This is a genomic window from Sediminibacterium roseum (genome assembly GCF_009939005.1).
Classification (GTDB): domain Bacteria; phylum Bacteroidota; class Bacteroidia; order Chitinophagales; family Chitinophagaceae; genus Sediminibacterium; species Sediminibacterium roseum.
On record NZ_JAACJS010000015.1, the window covers coordinates 1,295,553 to 1,311,141 of the forward strand.

Below are 15,589 nucleotides of genomic sequence, written 5' to 3' on the forward strand. Positions count from 1 at the left end.
GCCGAATTTCGTGTAGCGGGCGCCCAACGCGGCTATTCCTCTGTGTAAACCCGTTTCACCCGTTGACTGATGCCGGTCATGATCTCGTATGAAATGGTTCCCGCTCTTTTTGCCACTTCCCACACAGGCAGGTGTTTCCCGAATATTTCCACTTCGTCGCCTTCCTTCACATCGGCAATACCGGTTACATCGATCATGGTCATATCCATACAAACATTGCCGATCACCGGTGCCAGCGTTCCTTTCACATACATGCACCCTTTGCCATTTCCAAATGCACGGCCAAAACCATCTGCATAACCAATGCGAACAGTGGCTATGGTACTGTTGCGGAGAACAACGCCTTTGCGGCCGTATCCAACCGTATCGCCCGCTTTTATGTTGCGGAGCTGCGCAATGGTAGACTTCAACGTGGCAACCGTTTGAAGAGAGAGGCCGTTGCCGTCTGCACTGTCAACACCATACAACCCGATGCCCAACCTTACCATATCGTATTGAAACTGCGGCCACCTGAAAATGGCGGCCGAGTTGGCAATGTGCCTGGTAAAAGAATAGCCGAGCGACGCTTCCATGTCTTTGCAGGCTTCGTTGAACAGCAATGCCTGTTGTTCGGTAAAACCATCGTGCATGGCGTCTTCGCTGGCCACCAAATGACTGAACACGGTTTTTACTGCCATCGTATGGTCTTTCCGGATCGCCATACCCAGGGCCCGCGCCTCAGCAACCTCGAAACCAAGCCTGTTCATCCCGGTATTGAATTTGATATGCACCGGGAACTGCTGGATGCCCTGCTGTTTCAGGTATTGATCGAATGCGTGGTAAATAGGGAAAGAATAAATCTCGGGTTCAAGGCCATAGGTCACCAATGTATCGAAAGTGGCCGAGTCGGCATTCATCACCATCACCGGTAAGCTGATGCCTGCTTTGCGTAGCTCCACGCCTTCGTCTGCATAAGCCACTGCCAGGTATTCAACCTTGTGAAACTGCAGCACCCGCGCCACTTCTGCGCTCCCGCTGCCATAGCTGAAGGCCTTTACCATGGCCATGAGCCTGGTGGCAGGATTTAAATGCTTCTGGTATTCTTTCAGGTTGTGGATCATCGCAGAGAGATTGATCTCCATCACCGTTTGGTGAACTTTCTGTTCGAGCCATGCAGAAATGCGTTCAAACTCAAAAATGCGCGCACCCTTCAGCAAAATATATTCGTCTTTGAACTGCTGCGTTCCTGCATGTTGCAGAAAATCATTTGTTGAATGGTAAAAAGAAGTTTGCAGGGCTTCAATTCCCGTAAACAATTCCCTGTGTTGCGAGATGGCGGGGCCGATACCGATCAACCTCCGGATGCCGCGCACCGCAAGTTGCGCAGCAATATCGCGGTACAACGCCTCCTCGTATTGGCCAGACTGGAGAATATCAGAAAGGATCAACGTTGTTTTTTCTTTTCCTGCCTGTTGCTGCAAATAATCGATCGCAAGATCGAGTGATGAAAGGTCGTTGCTGTAACTGTCGTTCAGCAGGTACGAATTGTTGATCGCCTTCTTCAGCTGCATCCGCATCTCAACAGGCTCCAGCATTTGCATCCGGTCGCGGATGATGGCTTCGGGATAGTTCAGCTGCAGCAGAACACACCAGCAGGTAATCGCATTGTCTATCGAAATACGATCGGTGAAAGGAACGGTGATGGTTGTATCGTTGCCATTGCATTCCGCTGTGATGATGGTTTGCCCTTCATGCTTCACTTCCGATAAGATCTTAAGATCGGCATCCTGCTCCCTGCTCCAGGAAAAAAAATGTTTTGTATTGGGGAACAGCGCTTTGTCGGCCGCTTCCGGAGACAAAAACCGGTGCAGGCTTTCTTTTCCAAAAACAACCGTGGCGGCATTGGCAAAAAGCAGGGCTTTTTCAACGGCCTTTGCATGTTCGCTCTCAAAACCTTCGCTGTGTGCATCGCCTATATTCGTGAGTACGCCTGTGGTAGGCTGTATTACCTGCGCCAGGTGCTTCATTTCTCCCGTGGTAGAAATACCAGCTTCAAAAATACCGAGCGTATGGTGCGCATTCATCTGCCACACACTCAGTGGCACGCCCAGTTGCGAATTGTAGCTTCTCGGGCTGCGGACAATTGAAAAATCTTTTTGCAGCAATTGGTTCAACCATTCTTTCACGATGGTCTTCCCGTTGCTTCCCGTGATGCCGATCACAGGGATATTGAATTGCGAACGATGGTGCGCGGCCAGATCCTGGAGCGCAGCAACCACATCCGGCACTTCCAAAAAATTGGCGCCGGGGTATGCATTGCCGTTGAAGGCTTTGTTTACAACAAAATTGCGCACACCACGCTCATACACTTCTTTGATGAACTGGTGCCCATCCCTGCGCGGTCCACTGATGGCAAAAAAAAGCGACGTGGTTGGAAAAACGATCTTGCGGCTGTCGATCAGCAAATGTTCAATGGTAGCATCGCAGGCAATGGTGGCATGGGCCCTGGTAATGGTTGCGATATCTTGAATTGTGTACGCCAACGTTACTGTTAAACAGCATCGTTGCCCGCATCCTGCCCGCGCAACGCCTGTTTTTTATTGTGGTTGATGGAATAAAGGATCGAGCCGGAGATACAGACAAGGATCACGCCGAGCGACAGGAACACCTGCGTGGTCTTGCTCAGCCATTCGTTGATGTAATGTTCCGCAAGCATTTTTGCACCGATGAAAATAAGGACAATGGCTATACCCTGCTGCAGGTAATCAAATTTCGAAACCGCGCTTCTCAACAGGAAAAACAGGGAGCGCAACCCAAGCACCGCAAAAATATTCGACGTATAGATCACCAACGGATCCTTGGAAATACCCATCACCGCGGGGATGGAATCGAGCGCAAACACAAGATCGATGGCGGCAAGCAATATCACCACTACAAAAAGGGAAGTATAAAAACGTTTCCCGTTTTCGCGCACCACGTATTTGCCGTCGCCGTCGTGGTTTACGAGCGGCAATATCTTTTTCATAAAACGGTAGATCTTTGAATCGTGCGGGTCAAATTCCTCATCATCGTTAGAGGTGAACATTTTAAAACCGGTATACAAAAGGAACACCCCGAAAATGTAAAGTATCCACGAAAACTTCGCCACCAGCGCCACACCCACCGTGATGAATAGTACGCGGAACACGATCGCCATCAGGATGCCAACAAGCAGCACACGCGGGTAATGCTTTTCTTTTACATTGAAGGATGAAAAGATGAGTATGAAAACAAAAATATTGTCGATGCTAAGGCTCCACTCCATCAGGTACGCGCTCAAAAATTCAAACGCAAAATGCGCGCCCTTTACGGGTGGCGCATCGGGTGCAATGGGCGATGCCTCGGCCGCAAGCGCGGGGCCCTCTATCCACATAAATACAAAGAACACAAGGGCCAGTGCCACCCAGAACAAGGTTTGGTAAAGGGCCTGTTTGATCGTGATTGTTTTTCCTTTCTTGCTCAGAAGGCCCAGGTCGAATGCCAACGCCAATACAAGTACAGCTCCAAAAACGAGGTAGACGACGGTGTGTGTTGACATGCGCAGGAAAAATTTGAGCTATAAAGTTAATCACAGATCGGCATGATCGTGAAAATGATTTCAACTGCCGGCGTTCGATCTGCCGTTTACACCGCTTTGTTCAAACCGCTCCACGTAAACGGCAGCATTAAAAACCGTGCCTGGTCAGGCATGGTACTTTCTTTTTCGTACCCATTGAAAGATAACACCGGCCAAAACAACGATTAGGATCGGCAGAACGATATTGATCAGCTGCCAGGTGGTTCTTTGTTCTTCCACTTTTGCCTTGTCGAGCAAACGCAATACAAAATCTTTGTTGCGGCTCTCGAAGAGGTTGTTCGTGTTAACGAGGTAATCAACCGAATTCAGTAAAAACTCTCGGTTGGCAAAACGGTAATTCTCTCCTGCAATGGTTCCCATCGGCTGCGGGCCCGCTGTGGTGCTTACCATGTTGGTTACGATATCGCCATCCGATACCACGATTTGTTTTGATTCTTTTACCGCGGTTCCGAGGTAGGGCCTTCCCGTTACACGCTGCACAGAATCCAATACCTGTTGGCTGATCCTGTTGCTGAACAAAGACCTGAACTTCCCTTCCAGCAACACGGCAACAGGAAGGTAACTTTTGTTGAATTCGTTGAAATCGTTTTCATCCTTCACGCTGTTCAGCGAAACGATGGCGGGTGAGCTGATGCGGCGGCTGTTTGTGTCTGTGGCCAGCAAAACGGTTTTGGTAATGCCTGGCGCTTTTACGGTGTCTATGCTCGACGGGAAAATGGGCAATACGCGGTCCAGGTTTTTTGTAATGGGGTTATTGCTGTGTGTCGACAAGAACGGGTAATAGGGCCACGGTACCCTTCTGAAGGTTGGCTCGCCATTCGGGTTTTGGCCGATAACGATCGGGATCTTGGAGCAGTTCAGGTCCTGCACCAGGTCTGGATTAATGCGTATGCCGTATTTGAAAAGAAGATCGTCCAGTTCAAGCCCGCGGTCGTATGCCGTATATTCTGCCTGGCTGCGCATAAGGCTATCGAGCTCTGCGTGCAGTTTATCTATGAACCAGATGATACGGCCGCCGTTCATTACATATTGATCGAGCTTGAGCTTGTCTTCATCTGTAAACGGCAGTGTTGGTTTTACGATGAGCAATGCATTGATCGAATCTGCATTGGGGTAGGTTGTTTTAAGATCGATCACACCGAGCCGGTACTCGTTGCGCAGGCTTTCGCCCAGGTCATATACTTTGTGGTCTGTGGCCTCGCCGTTGCCTACGGCATAGGCGATCACAGGAACATGTTTGCGCGTGAGTTTATCGATCGCATCTGCAAATTTGAATTCGAGCAGCGCTTCGGCGGCATTGCGTGTGGCTTCTACATCTTCCTGCTGGTTGTCGCTGATCACATCAAACTGTTTGTAGATCCTGCGGCTGCTGCGCAGGTCCACAGCAATCGGTTTCTGATTGGCGCGGAAACTGACGAGCGCCGATGGGATGATCAACTGGTTGGTCTCTTTTTCCGATTTTGATGAAACCGTTTCGTTTCTTTCAAACACAACACCCAGGCGCGCAAGCTTGTTGTAGAACATCACTTTTGCCGAATCGTCTTTGATGTCTTCTCCCGGCTTCTCAAACACAACCTGGATGTGGTTGCCCGACAAGGATTTGAACTCGTCCAGCAGGTCCTTTGTTGCAATGCTGAGTTTTTTATAATCCGCGGGGAGTTCTCCCGTTAAAAAAACCTGGATCGTGATGGTGCTGTCTATGTCCTGTAACAGTGTTTTTGTTGAGGAAGTAAGACTGTATCTTTTTTCGGCGGTAAGGTCAACCCGGTAAAAGAAGAGCGTAGAAAGATAAACCACCGCGATAAACAATGCGGTCAGCACCCATATACCATATTTATGTTTCAGGATCTTCTGCATGAATGCTACCGTTTGTTGAGGTTTCGCTGGGTGATGTAGAGGAATAAAAAGATGATGCCGAGGAAATAGATCACGTCTCTGGTATCAACCACACCGCGACTGATGCTACGGTAGTGAAAATTGATACCGAGCATTTCTATATAATAATCCATACCGGCATTGAACACGGGAAGTTTGCTGATCGCGTCAAAGCCATTGTACAGCAGGAAACAAACAAATGCCCCGGTGATGAATGCAACAACAGTGTTGCTGGTAAAGCTGCTTGCACAGATACCGATGGCGGTGAACACGGCGCCCAAAAACACGAGGCCGATGTAGCTGCCGAGTGCGCCGCCCACGTCGATCCCGCCGGTAACGCTGAGCGCCTGTATAGATATCGCGTAAACAATCGTGGGTACCAGTGCCGTTATTACGATCACCAGCGCACCAAAAAATTTGCCCCATACGATCTGCGATGCGGTGAGCGGCATTGTTTTGAGCAGTTCAAATGTGCCTGCCTTGTATTCATCTGCAATACTGCGCATGGTAATGGTGGGTACGAGAAACAACAGGATCCACGGAGCGAGTTTGAAAAAGCTTTCGAGGGAGGCATAGCCAAAATCGAGGATACTTGTGTCAGGAAAAACAAAAAGGAAGAGTCCGTTGAGAAGCAAGAAAACAACCAGGGCAATGTACCCGGTAAGGCTGCTGAAAAACTGTTGCCATTCTTTTTTGCAGATCATCCACATGTCTTCAAAACTAAATCTTATTAACCAATCGCCCTAAACCGTGGAATATTTTGAATGCACTTTATGGATTTACTCACATTTGGCATCTCAGTTTAAAACCAGCCCAATGAAATTGAAACTCACATTGCTCGCTTTTTGCCTGCTCGGGATCGGCATATTCAGCCAGGCGCAGGATGCAAAGACCGCGCCCTCGAAACCAAAGTTCAGAGCGCCAAAAGATGCCCCGCGCGACCAGGATGGCAACCTTCTTCCGCCACCACCGCCGCCCAAGTAGACCTCAAACATTTCAAAGCGCCGAAGGGAGGTGCCGTTGATAAGAACGGCAATTTCGTGGACCCGCCGCCACCGCCACCACAGGCAAAACCACCTGCGAAAGCAGAAGAAGAATTTGACAAGTACGGCAACCCCGTTCCTCCGCCACCGCCGCCACCGGCTGCAGGCAGGACCGGCATTAAGTTCAGGGCGCCAAAAGGAGCACCGCGCGACAAAGACGGGAACCTGCTTCCACCACCGCCACCGCCGGTTGAGAAGCGTGGCGGCCACACAACCACTTCAAAGGAAAAACCCGTTAACGCCAACACTCCGCCGCAGCACGATGAGCGCAGTTAACAGATCGCTGAACGGGATAACCTTTTTTAGGTTTTGGATACCAACCATTTTTCTCATGTGCATATAGGTTATCCCGTTCAGTCCATAAAAAAAGCCGGATCATTGATCCGGCTTTTTTTATGCTATTCGTTACAAGTATTTTATACCGCGAAGCTTTCACCACAACCGCAACTTCTGCTTGCGTTGGGGTTGTTGAAGTAGAAACCTTTTCCGTTCAACCCATCAGAAAAATCGAGCTCGGTATTAACGAGGTAGAGAAAGCTTTTGAGATCGGTTACTATTTTAACGCCATTGTCTTCAAACACCTGGTCCATCGGTTTTATCTCGTTGTCGAAATCAAGTTTGTAACTCAAACCCGAGCATCCGCCGCCTACCACGCCCACGCGCAGGAAATAAGACGGATCGTTTGCGATACCCGCCTCTTCCATCAGCTGCTGCGCCTTCTTCTTCGCTTTATCGCTTACGTATATGCTGTTTTCTGTTGCAACCATAATTATAATTAGTAATTAATAATTAGTAATTAGTAATTTTTAATTAGTGAATGCGTTCTTCGAACACGAGTTCTTCCAAACCGTTTTTCTTCCTGTAGTCGTTGATCGCAGATTTGATCGCGTCTTCTGCCAGTACCGAGCAGTGGATCTTAACGGGTGGGAGGTTGAGTTCTTCCACGAGGTCCATGTTATCGATCTGTACAGCCTGGTCAACGGTTTTGCCTTTTAACCATTCTGTAGCGAGTGAAGAAGATGCGATGGCGGATCCGCAGCCGAAGGTTTTGAATTTTGCATCGGTGATCACGCCGGTAGCGTCGTCCACTTCGATCTGCAGGCGCATTACATCACCGCACTCAGGTGCGCCAACAAGGCCTGTTCCAACATTTTTCTTTGCCTTATCCAACGTACCAACGTTCTTCGGGTTATTATAGTGGTCGATCACTTTTTCTGAGTATGCCATTTCTTTGTTTTTTCGGTTGAAGTTTTAATTTTTATCCCCGCCTTCCGGCGGCTACCTTTCCGGGTTTTGTTCCCCTTGGGTTTGTTTTAGTGGGCGGCCCATTCGATCTTGTCCATATCCACACCTTCTTTGAACATCTCCCACAACGGGCTCATTTCCCTTAATTTCAAAACAGTAGTGCTCACCGCGTTGATGGTGTAATCGATCTGTTCTTCGGTGGTAAAACGCCCCAACCCAAAACGCAGCGAACTGTGTGCCAGGTCGTCGCCAAGCCCGAGTGCTTTCAGCACGTAACTTGGTTCCAGGGAGGCCGATGTACAGGCAGATCCCGAAGAGAGCGCGATGTTTTTATTGAAACCCATCAGCAACCCTTCTCCTTCCACGTATTTGAAAGAGATATTGGTTACATGCGGTAAACGGTGTTCGCGGTTACCGTTAACGTATGCTTCTTCGAGTTGCATGAGTGCGTTCTCGAGTTTATCGCGGAGTTTGCTGAGGCGCGCGGCATCTTCTGCCATTTCGAGCCTTGCCAGTTCGCAGGCCTTGCCAAAACCAACGATACCGGGAACATTGAGCGTACCGCTGCGCATGCCTCTTTCGTGGCCGCCGCCGTCCATCTGCGCCGTTACTTTTACGCGTGGGTTCTTACGGCGCACATACAGCGCACCAATGCCTTTCGGGCCATACATTTTGTGTGCGGTAAAAGCCATGATGTCGATACCGTCTTTGTTCACATCAACCGGTATTTTGCCAACGGCCTGAACTGCATCGGAGAAAAACAGGACACCGTGTTTGCGGGCGATGGTGCTGATCTCTTTGATGGGTTGTATCACACCGATCTCATTGTTCGCATACATGATGGCGATGAGAATGGTGGTTGGTTTGATGGCAGCTTCCAGTTCTTTCAGGTCGATCAATCCATCTGCCTTTACTTCGAGGTAGGTAACCTCGCCGCCGTTGCGTTCGATGTGTTTGCAGGTATCGAGTACTGCTTTGTGCTCTGTGGTGCAGGTGATGATGTGGTTGCCCTTGCTCGCATACATCTCGTATACGCCTTTGATGCCCAGGTTATCGCCTTCCGTGGCGCCCGAGGTGAAAATGATCTCTTTCGGATCGGCACCAACCAGCTTAGCCACCTGCTCACGTGCATAATCAACAGCTTCTTCCGCTTCCCAGCCAAAAGGATGGTTGCGGCTCGCTGCATTACCGAAATGTTCGGTAAAATAAGGTATCATCGCTTCCAGCACGCGCGGGTCCATCGGCGTGGTGGCATTGTTGTCTAGGTAGATTGGTAATTTCAACATATCGGTTCCCGAAGGGGTTTATATTCTATACTAACACAAAGTTACTGCAATAGGTTGTATAAATTTGACGGATTAATGACTGTTGACCGTGTTTTTCCATAAATCGCAACAGCTATTATTAAAAAATATTATATATGATGAAGGTTGAGCACATCGGTATTGCTGTTAAGACATTCGATACCTCCATTCCGCTGTATGAAAAATTATTAAATACTACGTGTTACAAAACGGAAACCGTTGCCTCGGAGCGTGTAAATACGGCATTTTTTCGGCAGGGCGACACAAAGATCGAGTTGCTGGAGAGTACAGACCCGGATGGGGTGATCGCGAAATTCATTGAAAAAAAGGGGGAAGGCATCCATCACATCGCTTTTGAAGTGGCCGATATCCATGCCGAAATGGAAAGGCTGCGTTCCGAAGGCTTTGTGCTGCTCAACGAATCGCCCAAAAAAGGGGCCGACAACAAACTCATCTGTTTTGTACACCCGAAAAATACGAATGGTGTTTTGGTGGAGATCTGCCAGGAGATCTCGGGGTGAGCTGCATCACCGGGCGTGCTTACTGCAGGTTCAACTTCTCCATCGCCACCTGCGCCGCCACCTGGCTTGCATCTTTTTTGTTGTAGCCTTTGCCCATGGCGAGCAGTTGGCCATCCAGCATGGCATTGATGGTAAACAGCCGGCGGCTGCCTTCCATCCGCTCATCGGCCAATTCGAAAGTGAGGAGCTTGCCGTTTTTATTGGCCCAGCCGATGAGTTTGTTCTTTAAGTTGATATCGATCAGTTCAAGGTCATCAACGAACATGTGCGGTATCACGATCTGTTTGAGCACCCAACTGTGCGTTTTTACATAGCCTTTGTCGAGATAAACCGCGCCCACCAGGGCCTCCAGCGTGTTGCCGAAGATCTGGCTGCCTTTCAGGGCATTGTCGAATTTATTGTAGAAGGTAAGTTTACGCAGTCCCATTTTCAGGGCAATATCGTTCAGTTGCTGCCGGTTCACCATTTTGCTGCGCATTTCGGTCAGGAAGCCTTCGCCTTTGTAGGGGTAACGTTTGAAGAGGTAATCGGCCACAACCGCGCTCAACACGGCGTCGCCCAGGTATTCGAGGCGCTCGTTGTTTTCGTCGGGGGTTTCTTTTACGGAACGGTGGCTCAGCGCAGTGCGGTACAGCGTGGTATTGCCGGATTTGATACCCAGCACGTTTTTCAATTGTTTTTCAAAGGAAGTATCGTCTGCCTTCTTAAAAAGCTTTTTTAGGACTTGCACAATTTAAGCTACGTATTTTTTTACAATCACACAAGCATTGTGCCCGCCAAAGCCAAAAGTATTGCTCAACGCTGCATTCACCGTTCTTTTCTGTGCCTTGTTGAAGGTGAAGTTGAGGTTTGGATCCAGGGTAGGATCAGCGGTAAAGTGATTGATGGTTGGCGGTACGATATCGTGTATCACGCTCTGGATACAGGCGATGGCTTCGATCACACCGGCGGCTCCGAGACAGTGGCCCGTCATGGATTTTGTTGCGCTGATGTTGAGTTTGTAGGCATGGTCGCCAAACACTTCGGTAATGGCTTTCGCTTCCGCGCCATCGCCCAATGGTGTTGAGGTTCCGTGGGTGTTGATGTAATCGATCTCTTCCGGTTTCATACCCGCATCTTTCAATGCGGCAAGCATTACATTGCGTGCGCCGAGTCCTTCCGGGTGTGGCGCCGTTAAATGATAGGCATCGGCTGTTGCGCCGCCGCCCATCAGTTCGCAATAGATCTTTGCACCGCGTTTTTTGGCATGCTCGTATTCTTCCAGGATGATCACGCCCGCGGCTTCTCCCATTACAAAGCCATCGCGGTCCTTATCGTAAGGGCGGCTGGCTGTTTTGGGATCGTCGTTGCGTTCGCTCATGGCCTTCATGGCATTGAAACCGCCAACGCCGGCCATGCTGATCACCGCTTCCGATCCACCGGCAAGGATGATGTCGGCCTTGCCCAAACGGATGTTATCGGCGGCTGTGATCAATCCATTGGTGCTGGATGCGCATGCGCTTACCACGGCAAAATTGGGCCCGCGGAAACCATGGCGCATTGAGATCTGCCCGGCAGCAATGTCGAGGATCATTTTCGGAATGAAGAAAGGATTGAAACGTGGCGTACCATCGCCCTGCGAGAAATTGATCACCTCATCCTGGAATGTGGTGAGGCCACCAATTCCACTGGCGAAAATCACACCCACACGGTCGATGTCTACATTGTCTTTGCTGATATTGGCATCTGCAACAGCCATATCACTCGCCACGAGGGCCAGTTGTGCAAAGCGGTCTAATTTACGGGCCTCTTTCTTATCCATGAACTGGGTAGGATCGAAACCTTTCACTTCGCAGGCAAAACGTGTTTTGAATTTAGATGCGTCAAACAAAGTGATGTTGTCTGCACCGGATACACCGTTCACAAGATTGGTCCAATAATCTTCAACGTTATTTCCAAGAGGTGTCAACGTTCCCAATCCAGTTACAACAACTCTTTTTAATTCCATGTTCATAGCCTGTTAAGTGATAATCCGCCTTTTGTGGCACGAAGCCGCAAAAAGGCGGATTAAAATTATTCCATTGTAGCGTAGTAGATCTTACTTAGCGTGTTCTTCAAGGTAAGCAACCGCCTGACCAACGGTAGTGATGGTTTCAGCCTGCTCATCAGGGATGGAGATGTTGAATTCTTTTTCGAATTCCATAATTAATTCTACGGTATCTAAAGAATCGGCACCGAGATCGTTGGTAAATGAAGCTTCGTTTGTTACTTCCGCTTCGTCAACTCCCAACTTGTCAACGATGATTTTCTTAACTCTTGTAGCGATGTCTGACATTGTAAAAGTTTTTGTTACAGCCGCAAAAATATACTTTTTAGCAAATAAGCAATCTTTTCAGCCGTATTTGTTTTAAATGCTGAAAAACATACAAAAATCGTCCACGGCCCGTGCCGGGAGCCGGGATAGAAATGGCCCGTCCCCGTCCAAACGCCAAACTCCCTCCTCCTAACCGATAATTGCTTATCTTGTATTCCCTCAACCCCGGTACACATGGCATTAAAAATTATAGATCACAACTCTGAAGAATACCGCCAGATGGTTGACCTGCGCTTCCAGATTCTGCGCAAACCATTGGGACTTAGCTTTTCCGAGGCAGACCTGGCCGCGGAAAAAGACGATATCCTGTTGGGCTGTTTCGAAGACGACCGCCTGGAAGCCTGCTGTGTGCTTACCAAAACCGACCCTAAAACCGTCCGACTCCGCCAGATGGCCGTTGGGGCCCCGCTACAGGGGAAAGGGATCGGCCGCGTTCTCATGACATTTGCGGAAAATATTGCCCGCGATCATGGTTACCGCCGCCTTACCATGCACGCCCGTAAAACAGCCGTCGGTTTTTACGAAAAGAACGGGTACAAGATCTGCAGCGATGAATTTGAAGAAGTAACCATTCCGCATTACGAAATGGAAAAAGAACTATAGAAGCCCCCTGCGATCCTGATCAATTAACGGTTCCTTCTTATTTAACAGAGATCTTTTTGTTGAGCACCCCCCTCAGGTCGTGCTTGAATTCTTCGCTCATCCCCTCTTTGGGAACGAGGAAGAAAGACTTTGCATCAAAATACAGGTGAAAAAAATGCGGGCTCTCGAAGAACCGGGAGAACTGGCGCCATTGCCAATGCGTGTAGCCGCGCTCGTTTTCGAGGCGAACCTCGTCATCCCGGAAATCGATGATAAAAGAATCGCGGAACGTTGCCGCTTTTTTATAAATGCTGGTGGGAAGGAGGTACCAGAAGGTTGTCATCAGCATGATCCAGATTGCCGAACCCAGTAAAAAAGGCTCGGGGCGGATCTTCTTCATGTAAAAAAGAACCGCTGATACAATCGCAAAAACATTTACCAGTATGATCAGCACCCGGATCTCATTGCGCTGCACAAAATGATACCGCAGCGCCTGTATTACTTTTTTCCGTTCGTATGAAAATGAATGTTGCATAAGCGAATGTAGAGAATTTCAGCATGCTATCATTTCATACCAAAACCCGCGGCCTTTTTTTAGCCTCGCCGCATAAAAAAAGGAACAGTGCCTGCTGTTCCTTTTTTCGTTTCTAAGCCGCATTGTTTTATCGCGGCCGGTCGGCCGAAGACTGCGTTATCCCCTGCACAAATTTTTCTATCGTTGCCCCGGACAACCTTTTTTTGCCCGACGCGATCAATACGCGGTAAATAAAATTTGCTTCCTGCCCTTTGGCCAGTTTGAAATTCAGTGTTTCCTTTCCCTCGGAAAATACTTTTTGCCCGAGCGGGTTTGCCGCAAACAATCCATAGTTGCGCGCGTGCCAATACGTTGGATAACCGGGATTCTTCGGGTGATCGATGATCACGATGCTGATCGTGTCGCCTCCTTTCTTGCCATACAGCATGCACCAGTCGCCGCGCGTTCCCCATGCCGCATCGCCTTCTTTGCCGGCAGAGGTAATGTAATTGCCCGTAACGCTTTCGTCTTTGTTTGCGGTTACTTTTGTTACAATGCCTTTATCGTCTTTGTATTCTTTGGTTTGCTTCACCGGCAGTTCCAGCTCGTGTGCAACACGCAGGCCGAGCATACCGTCTTTTACATCGGGCATGCTTACATCTTCCACCGCGGTGAGTGTGGTTGAGCGGTCGATCACGTAAACGCCGTCACGCTCCTCGAATTTGAAAACCGTTCTTTCGGTGAGCAATACTTTTCCTTCCTGGTTGGTCCAGTTGGCGGTGGTTCTGAAGGCGCCGTTTCCGAGTGTTTCAACATTTTGTGTTTTGATCCAGCCGTATTGTTTTTTCTTTTCCGGGGCGATGGCGTATGAGTTGTTCCAGAAGTCGAGCCCGTTCACATTTTCGTAATTGAACCAGAGACCGATGTGGTGCGGGTGGTCTACCGGATCTCCCGGCATTGGGTTCCATGGAAAACCACGCGTGATGGTTTGCCCGTTGGGCGCATAGATCGGGTAGAGAAATGGTTTCTCCATCGTATCTGTATACACAAAAGTGGTGAACGGCTTGCCACCGATGGTGATCTCTGCCGTTCGTTTTGCCTTATTGTTGCTGATGGCAGCATTTTTCTGTGCAAAAGCAGCAACACCCAGGCAACAAAAAACAAGGGTGCAGATTTTCCGGGCGCGCATCATTACAAAATATTTTAGGGTACTCTTTGTTGTTACTTCTTTTATACGATCACTTTGTTTCCTTTTCCTACCAGGGCTTTCATGATGAGCCATGCAACCAGGTAAGAGCCGGCACAAACACCGAACATGATATAGTAAGCTGTTTCTATCTGGTTGATGGCACGGTAATGAAGGAAGATGTTTTTCTGTACCAGCCAGGTAAGGAAGATACCCCCTATCGACCCGAACATTCCGCCGATACCGGTTACCGATGCCGTGCTTTTTTTAGGGAACATATCGCTCACCGTTGTAAAGATATTTGCGCTCCATGCCTGGTGTGCAGAGGCTGCAATGCCTATTACCAATACAGCGAGCCATTTATCGATCGAACCCAATACCAGCGCAAACAGGATGGGTGTTACGCAAAAAGCATAAATCAGCATCGCGGTTCTCCGCGCCTTAGGAACGGTCCAGCCTTTTTTGTTGATGTAATACATGGGCAGCCATCCGCCGAAAACACTACCGAAAGTGGAGATCACAAACACTACTGCTACAAATGGTGCCGCATCGGCTGTTGAAATATGGTACTTGCTTCCAAAAAAATCGGGCAGCCAGAAAATGTAAAACCACCAAATCGGGTCCGTTAGAAACTTACCGATCGAAAACGCCCACGTTTGGCGGTAGGTAAGCAATTTTCCCCAGGACAGTTTCGGGGAGGTATCGTCTGCAATCGGCGTCTCGTCTTTATCGCTCTCGATGTAGGCCAGTTCGGCCGCACCCAGTTTCTTGTGTTTTCTCGGGATCTCGTACAACATGAACCAGAAGATGAGCCATATAAAACCCAACAGGCCCGTTACGATAAAAGCGGATTGCCATCCCCACCGGTGCAACATAAAAGGAACCACAACCGGGGTTACGATCGCTCCCACATTGGCGCCCGAATTAAGGATACCGAATGCAAAAGCGCGTTCTTTTTTCGGGAACCATTCCGATACGGTTTTGTTGGCCGCAGGAAAGTTGCCCGCTTCCGCCAAACCCAATGCCCCGCGCACGATCTTGAAACCCACAACGGTATTTACAAAACCTGTGGCCACACCTGCAATGCTCCACAAGCCCGTGGCTACAGCATAGCCGATCTTGGTGCCCAGTTTATCGATCACCCCACCCGCGCCCAGAAGGCCGATGGCATAAAAGATCTTGAATGTGATCTCCACATCGGCATAGTCGCCGTCTGTCCAGCCATACGTTGTTGTGAATGTGGTTTTCAAAAAGCTGATCACACTACGGTCAATGTAATTGATGGTAGTGGCAAAAAATAACAGACCGCAGATCCGCCAGCGGTACTTGCCTATTTTTTCTGCTGTAGTCATAATGGAGGGTTGTCTTTTG

17 protein-coding genes are annotated in these 15,589 nt (G+C 49.1%); 4 read left to right on the forward strand and 13 right to left on the reverse strand.

The genetic code is table 11. The annotated features are described in order from the left end of the window. Window positions 1-32 precede the first annotated feature (32 nt). From GWC95_RS16805 to gldF, 4 genes are all read right to left on the reverse strand, one after another. Window positions 33-2,522 (reverse strand): bifunctional UDP-N-acetylmuramoyl-tripeptide:D-alanyl-D-alanine ligase/alanine racemase, encoded by a 2,490-nt coding sequence (locus GWC95_RS16805; RefSeq protein WP_161819876.1) that lies wholly within the window; start codon window positions 2,520-2,522, stop codon window positions 33-35. An 8-nt stretch (window positions 2,523-2,530) separates the two neighbouring features. Next, on the reverse strand, window positions 2,531-3,556 hold the full coding sequence (locus tag GWC95_RS16810) for a TerC/Alx family metal homeostasis membrane protein (protein WP_161819877.1): 1,026 nt from the start codon (window positions 3,554-3,556) through the stop codon (window positions 2,531-2,533). A gap of 144 nt (window positions 3,557-3,700) precedes the next feature. Continuing rightward, window positions 3,701-5,452 carry a gliding motility-associated ABC transporter substrate-binding protein GldG gene (gene gldG, locus GWC95_RS16815; RefSeq protein ID WP_161819878.1) on the reverse strand — a complete coding sequence of 584 codons (1,752 nt, stop codon included), beginning with the start codon at window positions 5,450-5,452 and terminating at the stop codon, window positions 3,701-3,703. Between the two features lie 5 nt (window positions 5,453-5,457). Further along, entirely contained in the window at window positions 5,458-6,174 is a 717-nt protein-coding gene (gene gldF / locus GWC95_RS16820) for a gliding motility-associated ABC transporter permease subunit GldF (RefSeq protein ID WP_237722187.1), read from the reverse strand. 112 nt (window positions 6,175-6,286) lie between these two features. On the opposite strand from gldF, the gene GWC95_RS16825 reads away from it, so the two are divergent. Then, a complete protein-coding gene (locus GWC95_RS16825) occupies window positions 6,287-6,454 on the forward strand; it encodes a hypothetical protein (RefSeq protein WP_161819880.1) in 168 nt (55 codons plus the stop codon). A gap of 56 nt (window positions 6,455-6,510) precedes the next feature. Further along, window positions 6,511-6,789 carry a hypothetical protein gene (locus GWC95_RS19635; RefSeq protein ID WP_202630305.1) on the forward strand — a complete coding sequence of 93 codons (279 nt, stop codon included), beginning with the start codon at window positions 6,511-6,513 and terminating at the stop codon, window positions 6,787-6,789. A gap of 140 nt (window positions 6,790-6,929) precedes the next feature. On the opposite strand, the gene GWC95_RS16835 is transcribed toward GWC95_RS19635, so the two are convergent. The 3 genes from GWC95_RS16835 to GWC95_RS16845 all read right to left on the reverse strand — a co-directional run bounded on the left by GWC95_RS16835 (window position 6,930) and on the right by GWC95_RS16845 (window position 9,044). Then, entirely contained in the window at window positions 6,930-7,280 is a 351-nt protein-coding gene (locus GWC95_RS16835) for a HesB/IscA family protein (protein ID WP_161819881.1), read from the reverse strand. A gap of 43 nt (window positions 7,281-7,323) precedes the next feature. After that, on the reverse strand, window positions 7,324-7,740 hold the full coding sequence (gene iscU, locus GWC95_RS16840) for a Fe-S cluster assembly scaffold IscU (RefSeq protein ID WP_161819882.1): 417 nt from the start codon (window positions 7,738-7,740) through the stop codon (window positions 7,324-7,326). Between the two features lie 86 nt (window positions 7,741-7,826). Continuing rightward, a complete protein-coding gene (locus GWC95_RS16845; RefSeq protein ID WP_317164128.1) occupies window positions 7,827-9,044 on the reverse strand; it encodes an IscS subfamily cysteine desulfurase in 1,218 nt (405 codons plus the stop codon). A 134-nt stretch (window positions 9,045-9,178) separates the two neighbouring features. Here GWC95_RS16845 and mce point away from each other — a divergent pair, with 134 nt between their 5' ends. After that, entirely contained in the window at window positions 9,179-9,583 is a 405-nt protein-coding gene (gene mce / locus GWC95_RS16850) for a methylmalonyl-CoA epimerase (RefSeq protein ID WP_161819883.1), read from the forward strand. Window positions 9,584-9,602: 19 nt separating this feature from the next. Here mce and rnc read toward each other — a convergent pair whose 3' ends face one another. From rnc to GWC95_RS16865, 3 genes are all read right to left on the reverse strand, one after another. After that, a complete protein-coding gene (gene rnc / locus GWC95_RS16855) occupies window positions 9,603-10,313 on the reverse strand; it encodes a ribonuclease III (RefSeq protein WP_161819884.1) in 711 nt (236 codons plus the stop codon). A 3-nt stretch (window positions 10,314-10,316) separates the two neighbouring features. Continuing rightward, window positions 10,317-11,570, reverse strand: a complete 1,254-nt coding sequence (fabF, locus tag GWC95_RS16860) for a beta-ketoacyl-ACP synthase II (protein ID WP_161819885.1) — start codon at window positions 11,568-11,570, stop codon at window positions 10,317-10,319. A gap of 90 nt (window positions 11,571-11,660) precedes the next feature. Continuing rightward, window positions 11,661-11,897 carry an acyl carrier protein gene (locus tag GWC95_RS16865; RefSeq protein WP_026751146.1) on the reverse strand — a complete coding sequence of 79 codons (237 nt, stop codon included), beginning with the start codon at window positions 11,895-11,897 and terminating at the stop codon, window positions 11,661-11,663. A gap of 213 nt (window positions 11,898-12,110) precedes the next feature. On the opposite strand from GWC95_RS16865, the gene GWC95_RS16870 reads away from it, so the two are divergent. Beyond that, window positions 12,111-12,539, forward strand: a complete 429-nt coding sequence (locus tag GWC95_RS16870; RefSeq protein WP_161819886.1) for a GNAT family N-acetyltransferase — start codon at window positions 12,111-12,113, stop codon at window positions 12,537-12,539. 37 nt (window positions 12,540-12,576) lie between these two features. Here GWC95_RS16870 and GWC95_RS16875 read toward each other — a convergent pair whose 3' ends face one another. From GWC95_RS16875 to GWC95_RS16885, 3 genes are all read right to left on the reverse strand, one after another. Further along, the gene (locus GWC95_RS16875; RefSeq protein ID WP_161819887.1) at window positions 12,577-13,053 is read right to left on the reverse strand and encodes a YcxB family protein; all 477 of its coding nucleotides are present in this window, start codon (window positions 13,051-13,053) and stop codon (window positions 12,577-12,579) included. Between the two features lie 127 nt (window positions 13,054-13,180). Continuing rightward, on the reverse strand, window positions 13,181-14,221 hold the full coding sequence (locus tag GWC95_RS16880; protein WP_161819888.1) for a DUF6807 domain-containing protein: 1,041 nt from the start codon (window positions 14,219-14,221) through the stop codon (window positions 13,181-13,183). A 41-nt stretch (window positions 14,222-14,262) separates the two neighbouring features. Further along, window positions 14,263-15,570 (reverse strand): MFS transporter, encoded by a 1,308-nt coding sequence (locus GWC95_RS16885; protein WP_161819889.1) that lies wholly within the window; start codon window positions 15,568-15,570, stop codon window positions 14,263-14,265. Window positions 15,571-15,589 lie beyond the last annotated feature (19 nt).

What these genes read in the sequence shown, in the direction of transcription:
- GWC95_RS16810 (WP_161819877.1), bottom strand. Translation starts at nt 3,556, where the DNA reads ATGTCAACACACACCGTCGTCTACCTCGTTTTTGGAGCTGTACTTGTA.
- gldG (WP_161819878.1), bottom strand. Translation starts at nt 5,452, where the DNA reads ATGCAGAAGATCCTGAAACATAAATATGGTATATGGGTGCTGACCGCA.
- gldF (WP_237722187.1), bottom strand. Translation starts at nt 6,174, where the DNA reads ATGATCTGCAAAAAAGAATGGCAACAGTTTTTCAGCAGCCTTACCGGG.
- GWC95_RS16825 (WP_161819880.1), top strand. Translation starts at nt 6,287, where the DNA reads ATGAAATTGAAACTCACATTGCTCGCTTTTTGCCTGCTCGGGATCGGC.
- GWC95_RS16835 (WP_161819881.1), bottom strand. Translation starts at nt 7,280, where the DNA reads ATGGTTGCAACAGAAAACAGCATATACGTAAGCGATAAAGCGAAGAAG.
- iscU (WP_161819882.1), bottom strand. Translation starts at nt 7,740, where the DNA reads ATGGCATACTCAGAAAAAGTGATCGACCACTATAATAACCCGAAGAAC.
- GWC95_RS16845 (WP_317164128.1), bottom strand. Translation starts at nt 9,044, where the DNA reads ATGTTGAAATTACCAATCTACCTAGACAACAATGCCACCACGCCGATG.
- mce (WP_161819883.1), top strand. Translation starts at nt 9,179, where the DNA reads ATGATGAAGGTTGAGCACATCGGTATTGCTGTTAAGACATTCGATACC.
- fabF (WP_161819885.1), bottom strand. Translation starts at nt 11,570, where the DNA reads ATGGAATTAAAAAGAGTTGTTGTAACTGGATTGGGAACGTTGACACCT.
- GWC95_RS16865 (WP_026751146.1), bottom strand. Translation starts at nt 11,897, where the DNA reads ATGTCAGACATCGCTACAAGAGTTAAGAAAATCATCGTTGACAAGTTG.
- GWC95_RS16870 (WP_161819886.1), top strand. Translation starts at nt 12,111, where the DNA reads ATGGCATTAAAAATTATAGATCACAACTCTGAAGAATACCGCCAGATG.
- GWC95_RS16875 (WP_161819887.1), bottom strand. Translation starts at nt 13,053, where the DNA reads ATGCAACATTCATTTTCATACGAACGGAAAAAAGTAATACAGGCGCTG.
- GWC95_RS16880 (WP_161819888.1), bottom strand. Translation starts at nt 14,221, where the DNA reads ATGCGCGCCCGGAAAATCTGCACCCTTGTTTTTTGTTGCCTGGGTGTT.
- GWC95_RS16885 (WP_161819889.1), bottom strand. Translation starts at nt 15,570, where the DNA reads ATGACTACAGCAGAAAAAATAGGCAAGTACCGCTGGCGGATCTGCGGT.